The organism is Aeromonas sp. 601027 (assembly GCF_049174455.1).
Taxonomy (GTDB): Bacteria; Pseudomonadota; Gammaproteobacteria; order Enterobacterales; family Aeromonadaceae; genus Aeromonas; species Aeromonas veronii_A.
The window spans coordinates 28,532-50,605 of record NZ_JAAKTN010000003.1 but is presented as its reverse complement, the minus strand read 5'-3'; the positions used below and the strand labels follow the sequence as shown (position 1 = coordinate 50,605).

Annotated in this window: 21 protein-coding genes; 10 read left to right on the top strand and 11 right to left on the bottom strand. The window is 60.2% G+C overall.

Features of this window, described 5'->3' with window-relative positions; all coding sequences use genetic code 11:
- Window positions 1-44 precede the first annotated feature (44 nt).
- The 6 genes from G5193_RS05505 to G5193_RS05480 all read right to left on the bottom strand — a co-directional run bounded on the left by G5193_RS05505 (window position 45) and on the right by G5193_RS05480 (window position 4,865).
- Complete coding sequence (locus G5193_RS05505) at window positions 45-635, bottom strand: nucleotidyltransferase family protein (protein WP_216953238.1); 591 nt, start codon at window positions 633-635, stop codon at window positions 45-47.
- The gene (locus G5193_RS05500) at window positions 622-882 is read right to left on the bottom strand and encodes a GNAT family N-acetyltransferase (RefSeq protein WP_005337747.1); all 261 of its coding nucleotides are present in this window, start codon (window positions 880-882) and stop codon (window positions 622-624) included. Before G5193_RS05500 ends, G5193_RS05505 begins: the two co-directional genes overlap by 14 nt.
- 203 nt (window positions 883-1,085) lie before the next feature.
- The gene (locus tag G5193_RS05495) at window positions 1,086-2,270 is read right to left on the bottom strand and encodes an iron-containing alcohol dehydrogenase (RefSeq protein ID WP_374884645.1); all 1,185 of its coding nucleotides are present in this window, start codon (window positions 2,268-2,270) and stop codon (window positions 1,086-1,088) included.
- Between the two features lie 18 nt (window positions 2,271-2,288).
- Window positions 2,289-2,807, bottom strand: coding sequence for a hypothetical protein (locus tag G5193_RS05490; RefSeq protein ID WP_203117644.1), 519 nt, complete (start codon window positions 2,805-2,807; stop codon window positions 2,289-2,291).
- Window positions 2,788-3,408, bottom strand: coding sequence for a TetR/AcrR family transcriptional regulator (locus G5193_RS05485; protein WP_374884647.1), 621 nt, complete (start codon window positions 3,406-3,408; stop codon window positions 2,788-2,790). Before G5193_RS05485 ends, G5193_RS05490 begins: the two co-directional genes overlap by 20 nt.
- An 11-nt stretch (window positions 3,409-3,419) precedes the next feature.
- On the bottom strand, window positions 3,420-4,865 hold the full coding sequence (locus G5193_RS05480) for a coniferyl aldehyde dehydrogenase (RefSeq protein WP_421205286.1): 1,446 nt from the start codon (window positions 4,863-4,865) through the stop codon (window positions 3,420-3,422).
- Window positions 4,866-5,077: 212 nt separating this feature from the next.
- Here G5193_RS05480 and G5193_RS05475 point away from each other — a divergent pair, with 212 nt between their 5' ends.
- From G5193_RS05475 to G5193_RS05465, 3 genes are all read left to right on the top strand, one after another.
- Complete coding sequence (locus tag G5193_RS05475) at window positions 5,078-5,371, top strand: hypothetical protein (RefSeq protein ID WP_005353197.1); 294 nt, start codon at window positions 5,078-5,080, stop codon at window positions 5,369-5,371.
- 219 nt (window positions 5,372-5,590) lie between these two features.
- Window positions 5,591-6,559 carry a nucleoside hydrolase gene (locus tag G5193_RS05470; RefSeq protein WP_368171788.1) on the top strand — a complete coding sequence of 323 codons (969 nt, stop codon included), beginning with the start codon at window positions 5,591-5,593 and terminating at the stop codon, window positions 6,557-6,559.
- A 106-nt stretch (window positions 6,560-6,665) separates the two neighbouring features.
- Window positions 6,666-7,001 (top strand): DUF3634 family protein, encoded by a 336-nt coding sequence (locus G5193_RS05465; protein WP_005347215.1) that lies wholly within the window; start codon window positions 6,666-6,668, stop codon window positions 6,999-7,001.
- Window positions 7,002-7,089: 88 nt separating this feature from the next.
- Here G5193_RS05465 and G5193_RS05460 read toward each other — a convergent pair whose 3' ends face one another.
- Complete coding sequence (locus tag G5193_RS05460) at window positions 7,090-8,295, bottom strand: cytochrome c (RefSeq protein ID WP_421205284.1); 1,206 nt, start codon at window positions 8,293-8,295, stop codon at window positions 7,090-7,092.
- Entirely contained in the window at window positions 8,292-10,217 is a 1,926-nt protein-coding gene (locus tag G5193_RS05455; RefSeq protein WP_219276857.1) for an NAD(P)-binding protein, read from the bottom strand. Before G5193_RS05455 ends, G5193_RS05460 begins: the two co-directional genes overlap by 4 nt.
- A 613-nt stretch (window positions 10,218-10,830) precedes the next feature.
- Between G5193_RS05455 and cyoA the strand changes: the two genes are divergently transcribed.
- The 7 genes from cyoA (at window position 10,831) to G5193_RS05420 (ending at window position 17,679) form a co-directional block, all read left to right on the top strand.
- Window positions 10,831-11,874 (top strand): cytochrome o ubiquinol oxidase subunit II, encoded by a 1,044-nt coding sequence (gene cyoA, locus G5193_RS05450; RefSeq protein ID WP_421205282.1) that lies wholly within the window; start codon window positions 10,831-10,833, stop codon window positions 11,872-11,874.
- 2 nt (window positions 11,875-11,876) lie between these two features.
- The gene (gene cyoB / locus G5193_RS05445; protein ID WP_421205280.1) at window positions 11,877-13,853 is read left to right on the top strand and encodes a cytochrome o ubiquinol oxidase subunit I; all 1,977 of its coding nucleotides are present in this window, start codon (window positions 11,877-11,879) and stop codon (window positions 13,851-13,853) included.
- Between the two features lie 4 nt (window positions 13,854-13,857).
- On the top strand, window positions 13,858-14,472 hold the full coding sequence (locus G5193_RS05440) for a cytochrome o ubiquinol oxidase subunit III (RefSeq protein ID WP_198505975.1): 615 nt from the start codon (window positions 13,858-13,860) through the stop codon (window positions 14,470-14,472).
- Window positions 14,473-14,802 (top strand): cytochrome o ubiquinol oxidase subunit IV, encoded by a 330-nt coding sequence (locus G5193_RS05435; protein ID WP_421205278.1) that lies wholly within the window; start codon window positions 14,473-14,475, stop codon window positions 14,800-14,802. It abuts the gene before it with no gap.
- An 11-nt stretch (window positions 14,803-14,813) separates the two neighbouring features.
- A complete protein-coding gene (gene cyoE, locus G5193_RS05430) occupies window positions 14,814-15,707 on the top strand; it encodes a heme o synthase (RefSeq protein WP_421205276.1) in 894 nt (297 codons plus the stop codon).
- A gap of 166 nt (window positions 15,708-15,873) precedes the next feature.
- Entirely contained in the window at window positions 15,874-17,244 is a 1,371-nt protein-coding gene (locus G5193_RS05425; protein ID WP_421205275.1) for an MFS transporter, read from the top strand.
- Between the two features lie 60 nt (window positions 17,245-17,304).
- Window positions 17,305-17,679, top strand: a complete 375-nt coding sequence (locus G5193_RS05420) for a DUF805 domain-containing protein (RefSeq protein WP_043849515.1) — start codon at window positions 17,305-17,307, stop codon at window positions 17,677-17,679.
- An 84-nt stretch (window positions 17,680-17,763) separates the two neighbouring features.
- Here the strand turns inward: G5193_RS05420 and G5193_RS05415 are convergent, their stop codons facing one another.
- The 3 genes from G5193_RS05415 to G5193_RS05405 form a co-directional block, all read right to left on the bottom strand.
- Window positions 17,764-18,867 (bottom strand): YdcF family protein, encoded by a 1,104-nt coding sequence (locus G5193_RS05415; RefSeq protein WP_041208601.1) that lies wholly within the window; start codon window positions 18,865-18,867, stop codon window positions 17,764-17,766.
- Window positions 18,868-19,149: 282 nt separating this feature from the next.
- Window positions 19,150-19,902 carry a DNA/RNA non-specific endonuclease gene (locus G5193_RS05410; protein WP_421205272.1) on the bottom strand — a complete coding sequence of 251 codons (753 nt, stop codon included), beginning with the start codon at window positions 19,900-19,902 and terminating at the stop codon, window positions 19,150-19,152.
- A gap of 235 nt (window positions 19,903-20,137) precedes the next feature.
- On the bottom strand, window positions 20,138-22,030 hold the full coding sequence (locus tag G5193_RS05405; RefSeq protein WP_227342359.1) for a PTS fructose transporter subunit EIIC: 1,893 nt from the start codon (window positions 22,028-22,030) through the stop codon (window positions 20,138-20,140).
- Window positions 22,031-22,074: the final 44 nt, after the last annotated feature.

Below are 22,074 nucleotides of genomic sequence, written 5' to 3'. Positions count from 1 at the left end.
TTTTCCCCTAGTGTGCCCAAGGTTATCGAAAGATTGCAATCAGGTTATGGCCAGTTTACCTGAAGGTCAGGCCAGATAGCCTGCCAGCGTTTCTCCTTGATGCGCTGGGTAAAAATCTGTTTGTCCTGACGACATCTGGGGTTGGCACTCACTTGCAGCGACCAGTTGATGGTAAAGCCGTAGGGGGCAAGCCACTCGAACTCGCCATCTCGGGTGAGGCGCACGCCGATGCAGGTGGGCACTTCGACCCAGTGGCTCAGCGCCTCAAGGCTGCTGGCAAACGGCGTTACCAGCTGCCGCGTGTGCATGCGGGCCTGATTGCGCACTTCCCACTGCTGATCCGGCAGCCGCTTTGCCAGCCAGGCTTCATGCGCCGTCTCGGCCAGCCCTTGCGGATCGGTTTTGTCGAGATAGATAAGGTCGATATCGTTGAGCGGGGTGGGCTCCGCCTTGTGGTGAAGGTGATCCCAGATGAGGTTGCGGATAAAGCCTGCTCCCAGCGCCCAGTCGGGCAGATTGAGCTCGGCCGCGGCTTGCAGGCAGGCCATCCGCTGCGGATCGGCCCGCAGCAGGGCTTCTGTTTTGGCTTGGAATTGCTGTTCGAGGGCGGAGTTCAGAGGTTCAGTTGTTGGCATTGCGGCGTAACCAGACATCAATGTAGCGGCAGCTCGGCACTATAGTGAGCCCCTCCGCCTGAGTCCAGTTGAAGAAGGCACGCGCCAGCTGATCGGCAATCCCCTGCACCCGCAGCTCGGGGGGCACGAAGGTGCTGTAGGCGTCGATGGTCTTGGCATCGAGCCGCCGGTAGCGCAGTCTCGACTCTTTACCCTCCACCATACAGATGAACTGCTGCTGGTTGGCCTGATGGATGATGTCGCTCATGGTGGGCACCTCTGGCATAAAGTTGGGTCTCTCGGCACAACATAACTGTTAGCCAAGGTATAGAACAGATAATGAGAGCCCGTGGTCAATATCATCCCCCTTTGACAGAGGGCGCATCGATATCGCGATGTAGATCAAGGTGCCCGATGGTGAGTCGGGCACCGCGTTAGTGTCAGCACAAGAGTGCTGGCAAAGGGGAGGGATCAGACCCAGGCTCGCTCCAGCAGGGTGAGTAACTGCTCACGGTCGGCGTCCTTGCGATTGAACAGTAGGGCACCGTCGTTGACCGCCAGATCGCGGATCTCGGTCAGTAGCGAGCGATCGCTTACCCCAGCCTCGCTCATGGTGCGCGGCAGCTTGACCGCTTGCCACAAGGTGTCGCGCAGGGAGCGAATGGCTGTGATGGTCGCCTCCGCCCGCTGATGGGCCGGGGTGGCGGCAAAGCGCTCTGCCCCCACCAGCGGCAACAGCAGCCGGGCCAGCTCGCTATCCACCTCGGGGCGGTTGTAGTCGAGCACGGTCGGCAAAAAGAGGTTCATGCACAGCCCGTGGGGCAGATGGCAGCGGGCTCCCAGACTGTGACCGAGGGCGTGCACCAGCCCCACCATGGAGTTGGAAAAAGCCATGCCAGCCAGCGTGGAGCCTTCCGCCAGTTGCAGCCGCAGCTGTTTGTTTTGCGGGTCGTGGATGATTTGCGGCAGGGCGCTGGCGATCTTCTCCACTGCCATCAGGGCCAGCGCATCGCTCACCGGGTTCTTGGCGGTACCGATAAAGGCCTCGATGGCGTGGGTCATGGCGTCCATGGCGGTGGCGGCGGTGATATTGAGGGGCAGCCCCTGGGTCAGGCGCGGGTCTAACACCGCCAGCTGGGGCAGCAGGAAGGGGGAGGTGAAGGGCACCTTGCGCCCGCTCGCCTCATCCTTGATCACTGCAACCAATGTCACTTCTGATCCTGTGCCCGCTGTGGTGGGCACCACCGCCAGCGGCTTGAGGGGACGGGTCAGGCAACCGGCGCCCGAGTAGTCGAGCAGATGATCCCCCCCCATGGAAGTGAGAATGTTGACTGCCTTGGCGGTGTCGATGACCGAGCCGCCCCCCAGCGCCACCAGACTGTCGCAGTCGAGCTCGCGATAGCGTTTGGCGATCCGCTCCACCACGGCGGTGGAAGAGTCGGCCGGGATCTCGTCCCAGATGGCGGCAACCGGCAGCTCCCCCTCGGCCAGCACATTGGCCAGCAGGGTGGCAAGGCCGGTGGCATTGACCCCCTTGTCGGTCAGCAGCAGCGGGCGATGGGCACCCAGGCTGGCCAGCTCGCTGGCCAGCTGCTCCAGCGCCTGTTCACCGGCCAGCAGTTTGACCGGGCAGAAAAAATCGTAATAGCGGCTCATTTCAAGGCTCCTTGCGCGTTAGCCGGTCACCAGACCCAGATAGATGTTGCAGGCCCGGCCAAGCTTGTTGGTCGGGGCGGGATAGTGGCGCAGCAGCGGCCGCGCGATAAAGGCGGGCAGGATCAGGGACTGCAACTGCTCAAGTCCCCGCACCAGATGCATGGCAACGGTCAGATCCCCCTCCACCAGCAGCCGGTTTTCGCCAAATGCCTGATTGACCCCGAGCCGAAAGCTCAGGGCGCGAAAGGCGATATTGGGGTGCTTGAAGCGCACCCGCAGCGGATGGATGGTGGCATGGGGGGCGACTGGCGCGCTGGGATACCAGCGGCCCCCCTGCTTGTGCATGTTCATGGCGTAGCCGATGCCGCCCACTTCGAGGCGAATAGCCAACCCGTCCGGCAACGGCGCCAATTCACGGCGTACTGCCTCGTCGGTGCGGGCGGCGCGGCAGAGGGTACGACCCACCACCCAGAGCAGTGTGGTGATCCAGAGGCGGCGGCCAAGGGCTGCCGCAGGTTCAAACATCCGAGTTTGCATGAGGATTGGCTCCTGAGATGGCTGACCAGAAGAGGGCAAAGGCACTGGCTTGCCAGTAGTCGTCCTGTCCCAGCTCCGGTTGATCGACAAACAGTGATGCGCAGGCGAGGAACTGGCCCTGACACACCTCCAGCAACAGTGGTGCGGGAGCCTGCATCAGCTCGCCGCTGGCCTGCCCCTTTGCCAGCAGGGCAGGCAGAAAGCGCAGGGCATCGTTCAGGATCTGGCTGCGGGCCGGTCTGGCCAGCAGCGGGGAGTGAAAGAAGCCCAGCACGAATTTGAGCTCATTGGGGTTAGCCTGCATCCACTCCATCGCCAGCTGCCAGTAGTGGCGGGTCTGGTCGTACAGCGGCAGGGTGGGATCTGCTTCATGGATGGCGCTCCCCATCCGGGTTTTCACATCCTGATAGAGGGCGAGGATCAGCGCCTCCTTGCTCGGAAAGTGGTGGAACAGAGTGCCGTTGGCCACCCCGGCCGCCTTGGCGATACGGGCGGTGGCGGCCCCCTGCAGGCCATCTTCGGCGCAGAGGGCGAGGGCGGCATCCAGGATCTGGCGGCGCTTGTCGGTCATGTTTTGTGGCTGCGGGATAGCCTGGTTCATGGTCATCTCCATCAGCGCAGGAAGAAGGCCATCATCAGCTTCTGGATCCAGCTGTGGTAGGGGGGATGGATCAGGGAGCCGGTGGTGAACTTGCCGCGGGCCAGCACGGTTTTTGCCTTGGAGAAGGTAAGAAACCCCTCGTGGCCGTGGTAGTGGCCCATACCGGAGGCGCCGATGCCGCCAAACGGCACATCGTCGGCAGCCACCTGAAACAGGCTCTCGTTGATCGCCATGCCGCCGGAGTGGGTCTCCCGGGTCACTCGCGCCTGCAACTCGGGATCGAAGCTCATCAGATAGAGGGCCAGCGGGCGGGGCCGCTCGGCCACATAGGCGAGCGCCTCCTCCAGGGTGTCGTAGGGGATGAGCGGCAGCAGCGGCCCGAAGATCTCCTGCTGCATTACCTGACACTGACCCGGCACCCCGGTCAGCAGATGGGGCACCAGCAGGCGACGCTGGTCGTCGCGGGCCGGGCTGCCACAGGGATGGAGCTGGGCACCCGCCTGCTCGGCTTCATCGAGCCAGCTGACGAGACGTTGATACTGGCGGTCGTTGATGATGGCGCCGTAGTCGGCGCTATTGAGCCCCTGCGGGTAGAGCTTGCTGAAGTGGCGGCGATAGGCGGCGATAAAGTTATCCACCTCGCTGCGGGGCAGCAGCACATAGTCGGGGGCGACGCAGATCTGCCCAGCGTTGAGGCTCTTGCCGAAGATCATCCGCTCGACCGCGGTGGCGACCGGCATGTCGGGGGCGATGAGACAGGGGCTCTTGCCACCCAGCTCAAGGGTGAGGGGGGTGAGCTGGGGCGCGGCGGCGGCCATCACCAGCTTGCCCACCATGGTGGAGCCGGTAAAGAGCAGGTGATCGAACGGCAGTGAGCTGAACGCTGCCGCCATCTGGGCATCTCCCTCGATGATGGCGATCTCGTTTTCGTCAAACACGCTGGTGAGCATGGTGCGCAGCACGGCGTTGGTATGAGGGGTGAACTCGGAGAGTTTCAGCATCGCCCGGTTGCCCGCCGCGATGGCGGTGATGAGGGGGCCAAGGCTCAGCATCACCGGAAAGTTCCACGGCACGATAATGCCGACCACCCCGAGCGGCTGGAAGTGCACCTCCACTTTGGCGGGGGCCAGCAGCAGGCCGGTGTGACGGCGGTGGGGCTGCATCCAGCGTTTGAGCCGCTTCTGGGTGTAGTTGATCTGCATGATGCAGGGCAGCACATCGGCGATCAGGCTGTCGTAGTGGCTGCGCTGACCATAATCTGCCGCCAGCGCCTTGCACAGCTGTCCCTTGTGGGCGAGCAACGCCTGTTTGAGTTTGGTCAGCTGCGCCCGGCGCTCGGCCAGGGTAGGCATGGGGTGAGCCAGACTCGCCCGCTTGAGCCGCGCCAGCTGATCCGGCAGGGACATCTTGATGGCGAGGATATCCTCAGGAGTGTGTTGAAGCTGCGCCGCACCCATGTTGTTCTCCGCATGAAAAATGACCGACTGATTAGTCGGTCTAAATCTAGCTGTTTGTTACCGGAATGTAAAGCTGGCAAGCTGTCTGCCGTTCACCATGAGCCGGACGCAAGAGAGAACTGTGTGTCTCCCCACACTTTTGTGGTTTGCTCGTTGGTGACTTATCTAATAAGGGGTAGTTTTTGGCTATTAACCTACACGGAGAGAGCACTATGACCAGGGAACTGAACAGCTTGTTGGCCCGGCTTGAAGATGTGGTTGAGCGGATGCCGGATTGCTTCAACACCTACGAATTCGCCCAGAAGCTGGCACTGCAATATCAGCCGGAATTCTTTGCCGCGGGCCACTCTCTGGCCGAGCACGAGGGCAAGGTACTGCGGGTGCTGCACCAGAAGATCGCCGAAGCGCTGGCGGGTAGCGAGATGGTGATTGAAGGGGCGCTGCTCCCCTGCGTCACCCCCTGGGGGGAGAAGGCGACCTCACCGCGTTGGCACCGCAAGCACTGAGGATCCGGTCAGGCAGATCACTGCCAGATAGCAGATAACGAACAACGATAAAGGGCGCGGCGCTGGCAACAGGGCCGCGTTTTTTATGCTAATTGTCGCCAGCAGCGCCCCCGCTGCCGGGAGCAAAGGCCCGCTCTGTGATCCCATGCCGGGATATGGGGCCGTCAGCCGGGTAGACTCTCCCTTTTGTCGCAGGGTTTGTCACCGTAGGAATTTCTCATGACCCATAAAATCATTCTGGATACCGACCCGGGTATCGACGATGCCATGGCCATCCTGTTTGCCGAGGCCCACCCCGCCATCGAGCTGCTCGCCATCACCACTGTTTTTGGTAACGCCACCATCGACAATGGCACCCGCAACGCCCTCTGGCTCAAGCAGAAGTACGGCATGAAGGCGGATGTGGCCAAAGGTGCTGCCGCCCCGCTGCTGCGCGAGCCGGTTGGCCCCACCACCATAGTCCACGGCCCGAGCGGCTTTGGCGACATGGAGGCGGGGGAGGTGACTATCGCTCCGGATCCTCGCCCCGCTTGGCAATATATTGTCGAGGCGGTGAAAGCCGCGCCGGGGGAGATCACCATAGTCACTATCGGCCCGCTGACCAATCTGGCGCTGGCGCTACAACAGGCGCCCGAGATCGTCTCGCTGGTGAAACAGGTGGTAGTGATGGGCGGCGCCTTTGGCGTCAACGGCCATCGTGGCAACGTGACCCCCTATGCCGAGGCCAATATTCACGATGATCCCGATGCCGCCGACCGGGTCTTTACCGCCGATTGGCCTGTGGTGATCATCGGGCTGGACGTGACCCAGCAGAGCTTCTTCAGCAGCGCCTATCTTGATGAGCTCAAGGACAAGGCGGGAGAGCCGGGCCGTTTCCTGTGGGATGTGAGCCGCTTCTATCTGCGCTTCTACTCCGAGAAACTGGGGCTCTCCGGTTGCCACGTCCACGATCCGTCCGCCATCGCCTATGTGATTGATCCGACCCTCTTTACCCTGCGCGAGGGGCCGGTACGGGTTATCACCAGCGGTCCGGCCATCGGCCACACCCTGCAAAAGTTCGATGGCAAGCGCCACTCCCACGATGACTGGGCAGCCTATCGTCCGCAGCAGGTCGGGGTGGCGGTGCGTGATGAGGCGCTGCTCGCTCTCTATCGCGAGACGCTGGTGGGTTGGGGCAAGGATTGCTGAGCAAAGGGGCGCTATAGCGCTGAGGCGGGGGCTGTGATCGGCGCCAAACAATCGGGGCGCATGGCCGCTTATACTGCCTGATATCAAGAGCTTGGGAGGGATGAAGATGGCTTGGATTTCCTTGATCGTAGCGATTGCGCTGATCTGGTGGTTGATGAAGCTGGGGCGTGGCGCCCTGTTCGAGATCCGCCTTGCTCCCGGCAAGGTGGTGGTCAAGCAGGGCAAGGTCTCACCCGCTTTTATTGACCATGCCAAACAGATCCTGCGCCACGATACGGTACGCGGTCGCATTGTGGGGCAGCGCGATGGCGATGGTGTGAAGTTGATCTTCTCCCGCTCTATCCCCGAGCCGGTGGCACAGCGGTTTCGCAATATCTTCCCCTATGGCGATTACCGCCAGCCAACGGCGCCACTGCCGGGGCCAAAATCCCGCAAGGGATAAGCACCGGAACCTGGTTAATCAATAGCAAACGGGCCTCCAGTGGAGGCCCGTTTTTTATGGCACTTGGCCAAGAGAGGGCTGACAGCCCTTACTCCTTGCCGTGCAGCTCGCGCTGGGCCTTGACCGCCGCTGCCTTGACGGCGGTGCCTTGATTGCCCCAGGAAGCGCGCAGGGTGTTGACCAGCTCGGCCACCTGTTCGTCGTTGAGAGCCCAGCCATAACCCGGCATATGGTAGCCGATATGCCCCTGCGTAATGGGCGTCTCGGCACCGTGTAGCAGCACGTTGATCAGGCTCGACGGATCGCTCGCCAGCACGGTGCGGTTGTTCACCAGCGAGGGGATGACGTGGTCATTGCCCTGGCCGTTGACCCCGTGACAGGTGGAGCAGTACATGGCGTAGTCCGCCTTGCCGCTGGCACTGGCATAGGCACGGGCCCCTTTCTCCGCGACCGGCTCATCTTTCAGATCGGTGAGATAGGTGGCGATGCTGGCCAGATCGGCGTCGCTGAAATACTGGCTGCTGTGAGTGATCACTTCCCCCATGGGGCCAGCGACCGCTTCATGTTGGCTGCGGCCGGTTTTCAGCAGATCGATCAGCGCCTGCTTGCTGTAACGGCTGCCGCGAATGTCGGGGGCATACCAGCCATCCAGCGCCGCCCCGCTTAGGTAGACAGGGTCCGCCTCAGTCAGCGCTTTCTCCTGCATGCCAAGCCCGCGCGGAGTGTGGCAACTGCCGCAGTGACCGGCACCCTGCACCAGATAGGCGCCGCGGTTCCACTCTTCGCTCTTGCCTGCGACCGGGGTGAAGCGGCTGTCATCGTGATAGACCCAGTTCCAGCCCATCAGCGGCCAGCGCATGTTGAGCGGCCAGGGGATGTCGCTCTCCTTGTTGGCGATGGCCAGCGGCTGCACCTCCTTCATCAGGTAGTGATAGAGATCTTCGAGATCCTTATCGCTCATCTTGGCGTAGGCAGTGTAGGGCATGGCCGGATAGAGGCGATGCCCATCGCGGGCCACCCCTTCGCGCATCACCTTGATGAACTCCGGCAGGCTGTAATTGCCGATGCCGTGACTCTTGTCGGGGGTGATGTTGGTGGCAAACACGGTGCCGATGGGGGTCGGGAACCCTTTGCCGCCAGCCAGCGGTTTGCTTGCCTCGCTGGTGTGACAGGCGGCGCAATCGCCCAGCTTGGCCACATACTCACCTGCCGACATGGCGGGAGCCGCGTGGGCGGCAAGGGCGGGCAGCGCCAGCAGCAGGGCGCTGGCAGTCAGTGACAGGGCGCGGCTCATTGGGCACCTCCCTTGGTCATGGCGACCAGCTCGTTGACGGCGCGCCATGCCTCGTCGATGGCGGCGTGGGCGTAGGGACTCCAGCCCGAATCCGAGTTGGCGATTGTGATGTTGCCGACCGGCTTGCGTCCCAGCTCGATCCACTTCTCGCACTGCTCCTCGTCATCAAACAGGGTGTTGGTGACATAGGAGTAGCCGTGGGACCAGCGGTTGACAGTGATTGCAAGGATATCCTGCTCATGGTTGAAACCGGCGCTGCCCAGCATCCCCTGCAGCTGTTCGCGGATCATCTGTTCATGCTGCTCGAACGGCATGCCGAGGATCATGGCGCGCCCCTTGCGGGACTGTTCGCGGGCCGACAGGCCGCTGCCCGGCAGGGTTGGTACATAGACCATGTGCAGGCACATCGGCTGATCCGGGCTCTTGGGATGCTCATAGCCACCCATGCTGACCGGATAGTCCAGCTTGACCCGGCTGTAAGGGGCTGCCGGGGAGTAGACCTCGTGCACCCCGAGCTTGACGAAGGCTTGCCAGTTTTTGATCACCACCTTGGTGTAGACCAGCGGCGCCTTGACGTTCTGGCGCAACGCCTCTTTCTGGGGCTCCGGCATCTCGGGCACCATGTAGGGGATCATCATGTTGTAGCCAGCCATGATCGACTGCCTGGCACGCACCCGGTGCAGTTTCCCTTCTTTGATATAAGTGACGTCCACCGCCAGTTTGCCATCGGCGAGGCGCACGTTTTTCGCCTGCAGGGCGGTACTGCCAAGGCGCAGCTGTACCTTGTGCTCCGGCAGATCGAGCTTGCTGTAGTCAAACTTGGCCAGCACCACATCCTGCATGGTGTGACCCGGCGCCACCTGCGGGATGAGTTTGCGCACCATCAGGCGGGTGAGGCCGGCGTTGCCATCCGGGAAGTGGAAGATGTAGGGATCGTCCAGCTCGGCCTGCTCCTCGGCATCGAGCGGCGTCAGGTTGAGGCCGCCAAAGCCGGGCAGGGCACAGAGGCGGGCGTCGGCGCAGGCGGTGGCATCGATGCCGACGGCCTGAAAATCGTTGGTTCGTTGCTGGAAGTAGGTGATGGCTCGTTCGCTCAGGCCCACTTTGTCGCGCAGGAAGGTGGTGTAGCTGTTGCGGGTGATCCACTCATCCTGCTGCTCGCGGGTCATGCCGCTCAGGTAGTCGGTCTTCTCTTCATGCAGGGCCAGCAGGGCGGCCTTGTCGGCATCATCGAGCGGGAAGTCACCGATAAACTCCGCCAGCGGACGGCCATTCAGGCGATCGCGCGGGATGTCATCCGCTACGTTATGGCCCGGGTCACCGTTCACTATCTTGTTGACGCCAAAGTGCTTCTCGTCGAAATAGACGCCGCGGCTGAGCCCCAGATCCGGATAGAAAGTCTGCTGGAAACCTGCGGCCAGTTCGTCGATGTTGACCTCCAGCGCCTTGAGCAGGCCGAGCGCCACCGGGCTGTAGACCGAGCGTGGTGATTGCAGGGATTCACTGCCGCCGTAGCCCAGCCGCAGGCCATCGGGGGTGGTGAACTCGTTACGCTTGGCGTGGCCGCCGAAGTCATCGTGGTTGTCGAGCAGCAGGATCTTTTTATCCGCGCCGAGCAGTTGCTGATAGAAGCAGGCGGCGGCCAGACCGCTGATGCCGGCGCCGACGATCACCAGATCGTACTCCCCCTCAAGGGGAACATTGGCAAAGTCATACTGTTTGCCATCGCGGGCGATGCTGTGGGCCGGTTCGAAAGAGCCCGGGTGGTTGCCGCGCAGGCCGGTGAGGGCGGGCGGGTAGACCAGCGTCTTGTCAGCCAGCGCGCTGCCGCCTTCGGCAGCCTTGAGCAGGTTGATGGGGGCGATGCCTGCTGCGATGGTGATGGCGACGCCATTGAGAAAATCTCTGCGTGTGATGCTCATGGCAATCCCTGTTGTTTGAAGCGTTGAAAAAAAGCACAGAGCTGAAATGGTAGCTGGCAAGCAGCAAGGGGACGCAACCTACCGTCATATCCCGGTAGAGTCCATGGCTTTGATAATAACTTATTAAACAAAATGATGAAGCTTGTAATGGCCAAAACAGGGGTAGATGTCTCCACTTTGCATATTTATGAGACAAAACCTTGCCGAATCCATGGAATTAATTTGAACTCATTTTGATTAATTGTGGTTTTGATTGAGTTCCTTTTCGTTTTTCATATTTCCAGAGGGCACAAAAACAGTGCGGAAATAGTGTTTGTATTTTATGCGGATAGCTCAACTCCCGTTATTTGACCATGAATAGCACAAGGTTAATTGCCGCTGGTTTTGTCTCTTGAACTCAAGATTGATTGAAATAAAAGCAGGGTGCGATGAATTAATGAGCGGCCGGTTTTATGCAGCCGGTTATTGGTCACGGGTTAACAACTGTTACATGCAAACGCCAACCTGGGCACAACATCGAGATTAATTTTTCATGTTGTTCACATAGTCAGGTTTTGTTCAGAATGATGCGTTTTTTTTACAACTTTAGCTTTGCGAAGATAAAGGACGCTGCATGAAACCTTTTGCATTAAAGAGGGGTTTGGGTGCTTTGCTGTTGCTCGCGGCCGCCGGCATGCTGACTGGCTGTGACATGGCTCTGATGAGCCCCAAAGGGCAGATTGGTCTGGAACAGAAATCACTGATACTGACGGCCCTTGGCCTGATGTTAATCGTGGTGATCCCTGTAATTATTATGGCCGTGGTATTTTCTCGTAAATACAGAGCTTCGAATACCGACGCCAAATATACCCCTGACTGGTCTCACTCCAACAAGATTGAAGCGGTTGTCTGGACCGTTCCCGTCATTATTATCGTTATTCTTGCCACTATTACCTGGAAAACATCTCACGAACTGGATCCTTACAAACCGCTGGATTCCACGGTGAAACCGATTCAGGTCGATGTTATTTCCCTCGACTGGAAATGGTTGTTTGTCTATCCAGAACTGGGTATTGCATCGGTTAATGAATTGGCTTTCCCGGTCAATATGCCGGTCAATTTCCGGGTCACCTCCGATACCGTGATGAACTCCTTCTTCATTCCGCGTCTGGGCGGCCAGATATATGCGATGGCGGGTATGCAGACCAAGCTGCACCTCATCGCCAACGAGCCGGGCCAATATGACGGCATCTCCAGCAGCTACAGCGGTGCCGGTTTCTCGGGCATGAAGTTCAATGCCATCGCTACACCGGATCAGGCCGGTTTTGATGCCTGGGTTGCCAAGGTAAAGGCGTCGCCAAAACAGCTGATCACCATGGATCAGTTCAATGCGTTGGCCAAACCGAGCGAGTTCCATCCGGTGGAGTACTTCTCCAGTGCCGATCCGAAACTGTTTGTCACTCTGATCAACAAGTTCATGGGTGACATGAAGCACGGCCAGCATCAGGGGATGACTCATGAGATGCCTATGGCACAGGGGGAGACCATGACCCATCAGGGGATGGATCACTCACAGATGAACCATGGCGACATGGCGCAAGACGAACACATGGATCATGCCGGCCATATGAAGATGGCAATGGATGACAACTCTGTGAAAGCGGGATCCGAGGAATAACGATGTTTGGAAAATTAACGCTCGACGCCATTCCGTACCATGAACCCATCATCATGGTGACGGTGGCCGGAATCATTCTGGGGGGACTGGCCATCGCCGGTCTCATCACCTATTTCGGCAAGTGGCAATATCTGTGGAAAGAGTGGCTCACCTCGGTGGATCACAAGCGCCTCGGGATCATGTATCTCATCCTCGGCATGGTCATGCTGCTGCGCGGCTTCGCCGATGCGGTGATGATGCGGACCCAGCAGGTGATGGCTTCGGCCGGCAGTGACGGCATTCTGCCACCGCATCACTACGACCAGATCTTCACCGCCCACGGCGTTATCATGATCTTCTTCGTGGCGATGCCGCTGGTGATCGGTCTGATGAACATAGTGGTGCCGCTGCAGATCGGTGCCCGTGACGTGGCCTTCCCCTTCCTCAACAACGTGAGCTTCTGGTTCACCGCCGCCGCCGTGGTGCTGATCAACATCTCCCTCGGGGTTGGTGAATTTGCCCAGACCGGCTGGCTGGCCTATCCGCCGCTGTCGGGACTGGAGTACAGCCCGGGGGTCGGGGTCGACTACTGGATCTGGAGTCTGCAGATCTCGGGGTTGGGCACCCTGCTGACCGGCGTCAACTTCTTCGCCACCATCATCAAGATGCGCGCCCCGGGCATGACCATGATGCGCCTGCCAGTGTTTACCTGGACGGCTCTGTGCGCCAACATCCTGATCATCGCCTCCTTCCCGATCCTGACCGTCACGGTGGCCCTGCTCACTGCCGACCGTTACCTAGGCACCCATTTCTTTACCAATGACATGGGTGGCAACATGATGATGTACATCAACCTGATCTGGGCCTGGGGTCACCCCGAGGTGTACATTCTGGTGCTGCCGGTGTTCGGGATCTTCTCCGAAGTGGTGGCCACCTTCAGCAAGAAGAAGCTGTTCGGTTATACCTCGCTGGTGTGGGCGACCGTCGCCATTACCGTGCTCTCCTTCATCGTCTGGCTGCACCACTTCTTCACCATGGGTTCCGGCGCCAACGTGAATGCCTTCTTCGGCATCACCACCATGATCATCTCCATCCCGACCGGGGTGAAGATCTTCAACTGGCTGTTTACCATGTACCGCGGTCGTATCGAGTTCACCTCGCCCATGTTGTGGACCGTCGGCTTCATAATTACCTTCAGCATCGGCGGCATGACCGGGGTACTGCTCTCGGTACCGGCGGCCAACTTCGTGCTGCACAACAGCCTGTTCCTGATCGCCCACTTCCACAACGTCATCATCGGCGGTGTGGTGTTTGGCTGCTTCGCCGGTATCACCTACTGGTTCCCGAAAGCGTTCGGCTTCAAGCTCAACGATGTCTGGGGCAAGCGCGCTTTCTGGTTCTGGATTGTCGGCTTCTTCGTTGCCTTCATGCCGCTCTACGTGCTGGGCTTCATGGGCATGACCCGTCGCGTCAGCCAGCATCTGGATCCCCAGTTCCATGGCTGGCTGGTCGTGGCTGCCTGTGGTGCCGCGCTGATTGCCGTGGGTGTGCTGTGTCAGGTGATCCAGCTGGTGGTCAGCATCCGCGACCGCGAGCTGAACCGCGATCTGACCGGTGACCCCTGGGGTGGCCGTACTCTGGAGTGGGCAACCTCTTCCCCGCCGCCCTTCTACAACTTCGCCATCGAGCCGAAGATCAAGGGGCTGGATGCCTTCTGGGAAGCCAAGCAGGACGGTTCTGCCTATCAGCAGCCCGAGCACTACGACCCGATCCATATGCCCAAGAACACTGGGGCCGGGGTCATCATCGCAGGCTTTGCCACCGTGTTTGGTTTTGCCATGGTCTGGCACATTTGGTGGATGGCCATCGCCGGCTTCATCGGCATGATTGCGAGCTGGATCATCCACAGCTTCAACGACGACGTGGATTACTACGTGCAGGTTGACGAGATCGAGCGGATCGAGCGTCAGCATTTTGAAAATATCAACAAGGTGGCGTGAAGCAATGGCGACCGACGTTCTACATCACACTCACGACGGTGCCCATGATCATGGGCACCACGATGCCGGAGCCAACAAGGTATTCGGTTTCTGGATCTACCTGATGAGTGACTGCATCCTGTTTGCATGCCTGTTTGCAACCTATGCAGTCCTGGTCAACGGCACCGCCGGCGGCCCGAGTGGCAAGGATATCTTCGAGCTGCCGTTCGTGTTTGGCGAAACCATGCTGCTGCTCTTTAGCAGCATCACCTTCGGTTTTGCCATGCTGGCGATGAACAAGAACCAGCTATCCGCCGTCAACGGCTGGTTGCTGGTGACCTTCGTGTTGGGGGCCGGCTTTATCGCGATGGAGATCTACGAATTCCATCACCTGATCGCTGAGGGCTACGGCCCGGATCGCAGCGCCTTCCTCTCCGCCTTCTTCACCCTGGTCGGTACCCACGGTATCCACGTGACCAGCGGCCTTGTCTGGATCATCGTGATGATGGTGCTGGTGGCCAAGAAGGGGCTGACCGATCGCAACCGCTCCCGCCTGATGTGCCTGAGCCTGTTCTGGCACTTCCTCGACGTGGTGTGGATCTGCGTCTTTACCGTGGTCTATCTGATGGGGGCAATGTAAATGAGTCATTCCGTTGACAATCACGGCGCCAGCCACGGCAGCGCCAAGAGCTATCTGACCGGCTTCGTGCTGTCAGTCATTCTGACCGCGAGCCCGTTCTGGATGGTGATGGATGGCTCCGCCTCCCACGGGACCGTGCTGGCCACTGTGGTCGGCATGGCGGTGGTGCAGATCTTCGTCCATCTGGTCTACTTCCTGCACATGAACACCTCGTCCGAAGAGCGCTGGAACTTGGTTGCACTGGTCTTTACCGTGCTCATCATCGCCATCGTGATCGTGGGTTCCCTGTGGATCATGTACAACCTCAACATCAACATGATGGTCCACTGAGCAGGCTGGCAATGATGATGAAGCAATACCTGCAAGTGACCAAGCCGGGCATCATCTTCGGTAACCTCATCTCGGTTATCGGGGGATTCCTGCTGGCCTCCAAGGGGAGCATGGACTTGCCCCTGTTCATTCTGACCATGGTCGGTGTATCACTGGTGGTCGCCTCCGGTTGCGTGTTCAACAACTACATCGACCGGGACATCGACTGCATCATGGAGCGCACCAAGAACCGTGCTCTGGTGAAGGGGCTGATCGCCCCCGGCGTATCGCTCTGGTACGCCACGGCGCTCGGCATTGCGGGCATTGCACTGCTCTACTTTGCGGCCAATCCGTTGGCCGCCCTGCTGGCGGTGCTGGGCTTCATTGTCTATGTGGGGGTCTACAGCCTCTACATGAAGCGTCACTCGGTCTACGGCACCCTGGTGGGCAGTCTCTCCGGCGCCGCGCCACCTGTCATCGGCTACTGCGCGGTGAGCGGTCAGTTCGACTCGGGGGCGCTGATCCTGCTGGCGATCTTCAGCCTGTGGCAGATGCCGCACTCCTATGCGATCGCCATCTTCCGCTTCAAGGATTATCAGGCGGCCAACATCCCGGTATTGCCGGTGGTGAAGGGGATCCCGGTGGCCAAGCTCCACATCACTCTCTACATCCTGGCCTTTATGGTGCCGACCCTGATGCTGTTCCTCGGCGGTTATGCCGGCTACAAGTATCTGGTGGTGGCCACCGCGGTGAGCGTCTGGTGGCTTGGGATGGCGCTGTCTGGCTACAAGCAGCTGGTGGATGATGCGCTCTGGGCCCGCAAGCTGTTCATGTTCTCCATCGTCACCATCACTTGTCTCAGCGTGATGATGTCGGTGGATTTCCAACCGGATGCCGCTCCCGTGCTGGTGAGCATGCTGCCCTGATAGTGTGAGTTGTGCCCCTAAATGCATGAAATCCAGAGCCGGGAACTTTCCCGGCTCTGTTATTATGGGGCCGCCCCGTCGGGCACTTTTCCCGTATATCGGGCGTGGCATGGCAGCTGTCGGCCACCCCGTTACTCTTCTTTTTCTCTGACCTATCGAGGCCATCATGAATGATTTCACCATGACGAGGGGCGAGCGCCGAGCCACCTGGGCGCTCGGCTCCGTCTTCTCGTTGCGCATGCTCGGCATGTTTATGGTGCTGCCGGTGTTGACCACCTACGGCATGTCTCTCGCGGGGGCCTCCGAGGCGCTGATTGGCCTGGCCATCGGCATCTACGGCATGACCCAGGCGCTGTTCCAGATCCCGTTCGGTCTGCTCTCCGACAAGGTGGGCCGCAAGCCCCTCATCGTCGGCGGCCTGCTGATGTTTGCCCTCGGCAGCGTGATCGCGGCGCTGACCCACTCCATCTGGGGGGTCATCCTCGGCCGCGCCCTGCAGGGCAGTGGCGCCATCTCGGCCGCCGTGATGGCGCTCTTGTCTGATCTCACCCGCGAGCAGAACCGCACCAAGGCGATGGCTTTTATCGGGGTGAGCTTTGGCATCACCTTCGCCATCGCCATGGTGACCGGCCCCCTTATCACCCATGCGCTGGGGCTCTCCGGCCTGTTCTGGCTGATCGCCCTGCTGGCGCTGGCGGGCATCGCCGTCACCCTCTGGCTGGTGCCGACCCCGAGCGGCCACCTGCTCAATCGCGAGTCCGGCATGGTGAAGGGGGGGATGCGCACCGTGCTGACCAACCCGCGCCTGCTCAAGCTCAACTTCGGCATCCTCTGCGTGCACACCCTGCTGATGTCGAGCTTCGTGGCGCTGCCGCCGCTGCTGGAGCGCGCCGGCTTGCCCCGCGACAGCCAGTGGCAGGTTTATCTGGTCACCATGCTGATCGCCTTTGTCAGCGTGGTGCCGTTCATCATCTATGCCGAGAAGCGCAGAAAGATGAAGCTTGTGTTCCAGATCTGCGTGCTGGTGATGCTCATCGCCGAGCTGGTGCTCTGGCAAAGCGGCCTGCAGCTGTGGGGCCTGCTCGCCGGCCTGCAGATCTTCTTCATCGGTTTCAACGTGATGGAGGCGCTGCTGCCCTCTCTGATCAGTAAGGAGTCGCCCCCCGGCTACAAGGGCACCGCCATGGGGATCTACTCCACCAGCCAGTTCATCGGGGTGGCCATCGGCGGCAGCCTCGGCGGCCTGCTCTACAGCCTGGGCGGTGGCGCCCTGGTGTTTGGCGGCTGCGCCGCGCTGGCCCTCGTCTGGCTCGGGGTCAGCCTCACCATGGCCGAGCCCCCCTATGTGAGCAGCCTGCGCATCGTGTTGCCGGAAGGGGTGGAGGCCAATACGGCTCTGGAGCAGAAGATCCGCGCCTGCGACGGGGTGAGCGACGTGCTGCTGGCCGTTTCCGAGCGCTCTGTCTATGTCAAGGTGGACAGCAAGCGCATCAGCCGCCGGGATCTGGAGCTGCTGGTCATCGACGGCTGGCACTGATCGCGCTAAGCTCGGTTCGGATCTGCAACTACTTGTTTTTGAAAACAGTCTGGAGGCGAAATGAACTGGTATATCTCGGTACTCAAGCAATATGCGGTATTCAGCGGGCGGGCCCGTCGCACCGAATACTGGATGTTCGTGCTCTGCAACGTCGTATTCATGCTGCTGGTGGGGATGGTGGATCGCTTGATTGGCAGCGACAAGGAGATCCTGAGCGCTATCTACTCGCTGGCAGTATTGCTCCCGTCCCTCGCCGTGGCGGTGCGCCGTCTGCATGACACCGACCGCAGCGGCTGGTGGCTGCTGATCGGCCTTATCCCCGTTATCGGTACCCTGGTGCTCATCTACTTTATGGTCTGCAACGGCCAGCAGGGGCCGAACCGCTTCGGTGACGATCCCAAAGCGGGCCCCTCGCAGGGCTTTATCGCCAGCTGACAGGTGCGGTGAAACGTACAAACGAAAGAGGGAGGCATGATGCCTCCCTCTCTGTTTCAGTGACTTGGGCTGATTGCAGGTTCGTTAGCGTTCAATCAGCGGGGCCGAGCGGTAGCTCCACATACCGTAGGTACGCAGCACATCGCGGTAGATGCCGAGCAGCTCGCTCTGGCTCACGCTTGCCAGATCCTCGAGCGGCTTGTCGGGGAAGCTGACGCTCACCACCTGCAGCCCGGCCGGGCCGGTCTGGTCGCAGGCGGTTTCAAGCACCGCCTGACCGCGGCGCACATGGCTGGCGGAGCTCACCAGCACCGCGTAGTTGATCTGGTGGCGGGCGAGGGCATAGGCGCTGTAGAGACCATTTTCCACCGTACTGGTGGCGTAGTTCTCCTCGATGAGGCGGCTGCGGTCGATGCCGTGATTGGCCAGCCAGTCGGCCATCAGCTTGCCCTCGGTCTGGTGATTTTGCGGCACCCCGCCGGTGAGGATGATGAGCGAATCTGGATCCGCCTTGGCGAGCTTGAGGGTGGCCTGCAGCCTGCCCAGCAGGATCCGGTCCATGGTGCCGTCGGGGTTGAGGGCATAACCCAGGGTGACGATGGCACGTTTGCCCTCTTTGCTTGCCTTGAGCTGATCCTCGGTCAGCTCGGTCTGCAGCGCCATGGTGGTGACCCGCTGCACCCTTGCGATGATCTTGTCCAGATCGGCGGCGCGTCCGCCGTTGCGATCTGCCACCTTGGCCAGGGCAGTGCGCGACGCCTCCTTGTTGCCCTTCACCAGCTGCCAGATGGCGAGGTAGCTGTTGATGTCGAGGTCATCGGGGGCGACCGCCTGCGCCTGCTCCAGCAGCGAGATGGCGCGGTCAATATTGCCGTTGTAGATCTGGGCGTTGGCCGCCGAGATGAGCAGGTCGGTGCGATAGGGTTCGAGTTTGTAGGCGGCCAGCAGCCGGTTGGTGACCAGCTCCATGTTGCTCGGCATCTTGGCGGTAAAGCCGGCGTGGGAGATCTTGGCCGGCGATTTGTAGATCTGCTGCGCCTCGGCCAGCAACATGTCCACCACCTGGCGCTTGCTCACCAGGGTATTGAGGTCGCTCTCTATCTGCATCGAGCTTTCGGCCGCCTGCAGGGCGAGGGGGGAGAGAGCCAGCAGGCCGCTCAGCGTCAGGGCGAGAAGGGTCTGTTTCATCGAAGATTCCTCGGTCGGGCTGATTGCCACTGTGCGCCGCCAGTTGGCAGCGCCTAGCAAAGTCGCGTCAATTCAGTCGGTTAGTACCAAAACAGGCGGGCAATATAGCAGTTATCGGGGCGTCAAACTGTGAGTCGGGGCGAGTCGTGGGGGATGAATCGCGTTCCCGGCTGCTCTGCCAGAAGGGCAGGGGGAGCTGTTTTCCCCCTGCCATCGGCAGCATTGGTTCCCCAACCTATCTGTTACCTGGATAGGTTGATTCTCAATCTATCGAATTTTGAGTTAGTTCCACATCGGGGAGACACGGGCTTCCAGCGTCTCCTGCTGCTCTTCGGGCATGTCGCTGAAGAAGTTGAGGTGAGTCTGCTCCTCCACTTCACGCACCGACACCCGGTAGTCGGCGATCTTGCTAACGGGAATATCCTGTTGCGGCATGATAAAGGCGATGGCCTGCAGTTTGGCCGGATCCATCACGATCTTGTAGTAGGCGCTCGGGATCGTCACCCCCTGACCGATGGACTCTTCAGAGCCGGTAAAGATGGGGCCGGTGATCACCTGCACATCCTTGCGGGAAACCGCCCACTTGTTCACCTTGTCCTCCAGCACGCGCCACGCCTTCTGGTTGAGCACCCCGATCTGAGGTGTCATGTTGCTCAGCAGGAAGCTCTCTTTCATGGTGTTCTTGTTCGATTTCATGTCCCCCGCCGGGGCCTGATGGCCACGGTCGTAGCCCGAGCCCTTGTAGTCGGAGAGGGTGGCGCGGTAGGCAACCGGGATCTCCCTGTCCTCGGCGAAGGCATCCTTGCGCGGCACTGTGCCCTGTGCGCTTTGGGCGGTCATCCGGTAGGAGACCCAGTCCGCCACCTTGTAGTCGTAGTTGTAGCCGACCGCATACCCTTCACGGCAGAGCTTCTGATCCGATTCGGAGGGCAGACCAAAGCGCACGTGGTCGCCACACGTCCAGTGGGCTGCCAGCAAGGGGGTAGTCGTGAGGGTGAGGGTAACAGCCAGAACCAATTTATTGATTTTTATCATTTTTGTGATGCTCCAGTTTAGTAGGCGGAGCCATTTGACATGAGATCTGACTAGCGCTTCAATTGCTGTTTTTTTACACGTCACAGTTCTGTGACGGCTCGCCAAGAACGGTGATGTGACTGGTTAATATGTTTTAAATCAGTGGCTTGGTCGGTGGGATGATATGCGGTTGCTTAGCAGGTAACGAAAAGGGGCCAGTGATGGGCCCCTTGTTATAGGTGGAGTCTGACGGTTATCAGGCGGCGTTTGCCTTGTTGCCCAGCGTGCGGGCCAGCAGTGCTTCCGGATTGTGGATCGCCTCTTTGGTTTTCACATCGATGACCTCAATATTGGTGAAGCGCTCGCGGTTCTTGATGGCCACATCGTGGGCGAAGATGACGCAGCGGGCGTTGGCGACATCCTTGGCGGTGATGCGGTTGATGATGCCGTTGGCGCCCTGGGTCTCGACCTTGATCTTGATCCCCTGCTTGGCGGCGGCCTTCTGCAGGCTCTTGGCGGCGAGGAAGGTGTGGGCCACGCCAGACGGGCAGGCAGTGATGGCCAGTACGTCTGCTTCTCCTTCCGCTTCAATGACTTCGAAGCTGGTTTGGGTGGTAGTGACGTCATCTTCTTCGCTCACCGGCTTCTTCAGCAGGTTGACGATGATGGCGGTGGTCAGGGCGCCGAGGATGGTACCCAGGATGTAGCCCATCTTGCCTTCAACAACCGGCAGGACAATCCAGCCACCCCAAGGGGCGTGGTTGATACTGTGCATCATAAAGCCGGTGATGTTGCCGACGATACCACCTGCGACGATGGCTGGGATGACACGCATGGGGTCCGCGGCGGCAAACGGGATTGCACCTTCGCTGATACCGATCATGCCCATGATGGCGGCCGCTTTGCCGGATTCACGCTCCTCTTTCTTGTAACGCTTCGGAGACATCAGGGTAGCCAGTGCCATACCGAGCGGCGGCACACAGATGGCGATGCCGACGCCGCCCATCAGCCAGGGCTGGGTGTTGACCTGAGTCTGGGCAAACAGGGTAGCAACCTTGTTGACCGGGCCGCCCATATCGAAGGCGGTCATACCACCCAGAATGGCACCCAGCATCACTTTACCTGAGCCCGCCATGCTGGAGAGCCAGTGGTTCATCCCTTCCATCATGGCGGCGATCGGGGCACCGATCCCCCACATCACGATGCCGCACACCAGAAAGGTACCGATCAGCGGATAGATGAAGATGGAACCGAGGGAGGTCATGGAGTCAGGCAGCTTGATCCGTTTGAGCTGATTGACCACGAAACCGGCGATAAAGCCCACCAGAATGGCGCCGAGGAAACCGGTTTGATAGTGCTGAACGGCAATCCAGGAGCCGATCATGCCCGGGGCCAGGCCCGGCTTGTCAGCCAGCGAGTAGGCGATATAGCCACCCAGCACGGCGGTAAACAGGGTCAGACCGGCGATCCCCATGGTTGCCATGTCTTTGAGGAAGCCCGCTTCCGGCACGGCGCCCTTGCCGCTCATCATCACCGACAGTGACAGCAGCACACCGCCCGCCACGATGAAAGGGATCATGTGGGAAGTACCAAACAGCAGGTGCTGCTTCATGGTATTGAGGCGATCCTTGAAGGTGCGCTCTTCGGGTTCAGCCGGTGCAGTGGCAGCCGGTTTGGCGGCTGGGGCCGGTTTTTGCACTTTCGGGCCTTGCTTGAGCAGGGTCAGCGCTTGCTCGACGGTGGTGGCGGCTTTCATCTGCTCGATAAAGCCCGGTTCCAGCAGACGGGTGGAGAGCTCGGCCAGCACTTCGATGTGGTGGTTGGCGCCGCCATCCGGGGAGGCGATCATGAAGATAAGCTGGGTCGGTTTGCCATCTTCGGCGCCGTACTCGATACCCTGACGGCTGACACCGATGGCTATGGCCGGACGGCTGACCGCCTTGCTCTTGGCGTGGGGCAGGGCGACACCCTGCTCGAAGCCGGTGCAGTCCAGCTGCTCGCGGGCCCAGATATCCTTGACGAATTGCTGTTGATCAGACACGGCGCCATCGCGCGCCAGCATCTGTGCCATCTCGTCGAACAGGGCCTCCTTGCTGGTGGCCTTCAACTCCAGGCAGATGAGTCTGCCGTTGGTCATGGTGGGTAACATCTCACTCTCCTTCCCTGTAAGGGCTAAGTCATGCGTTGCGAATT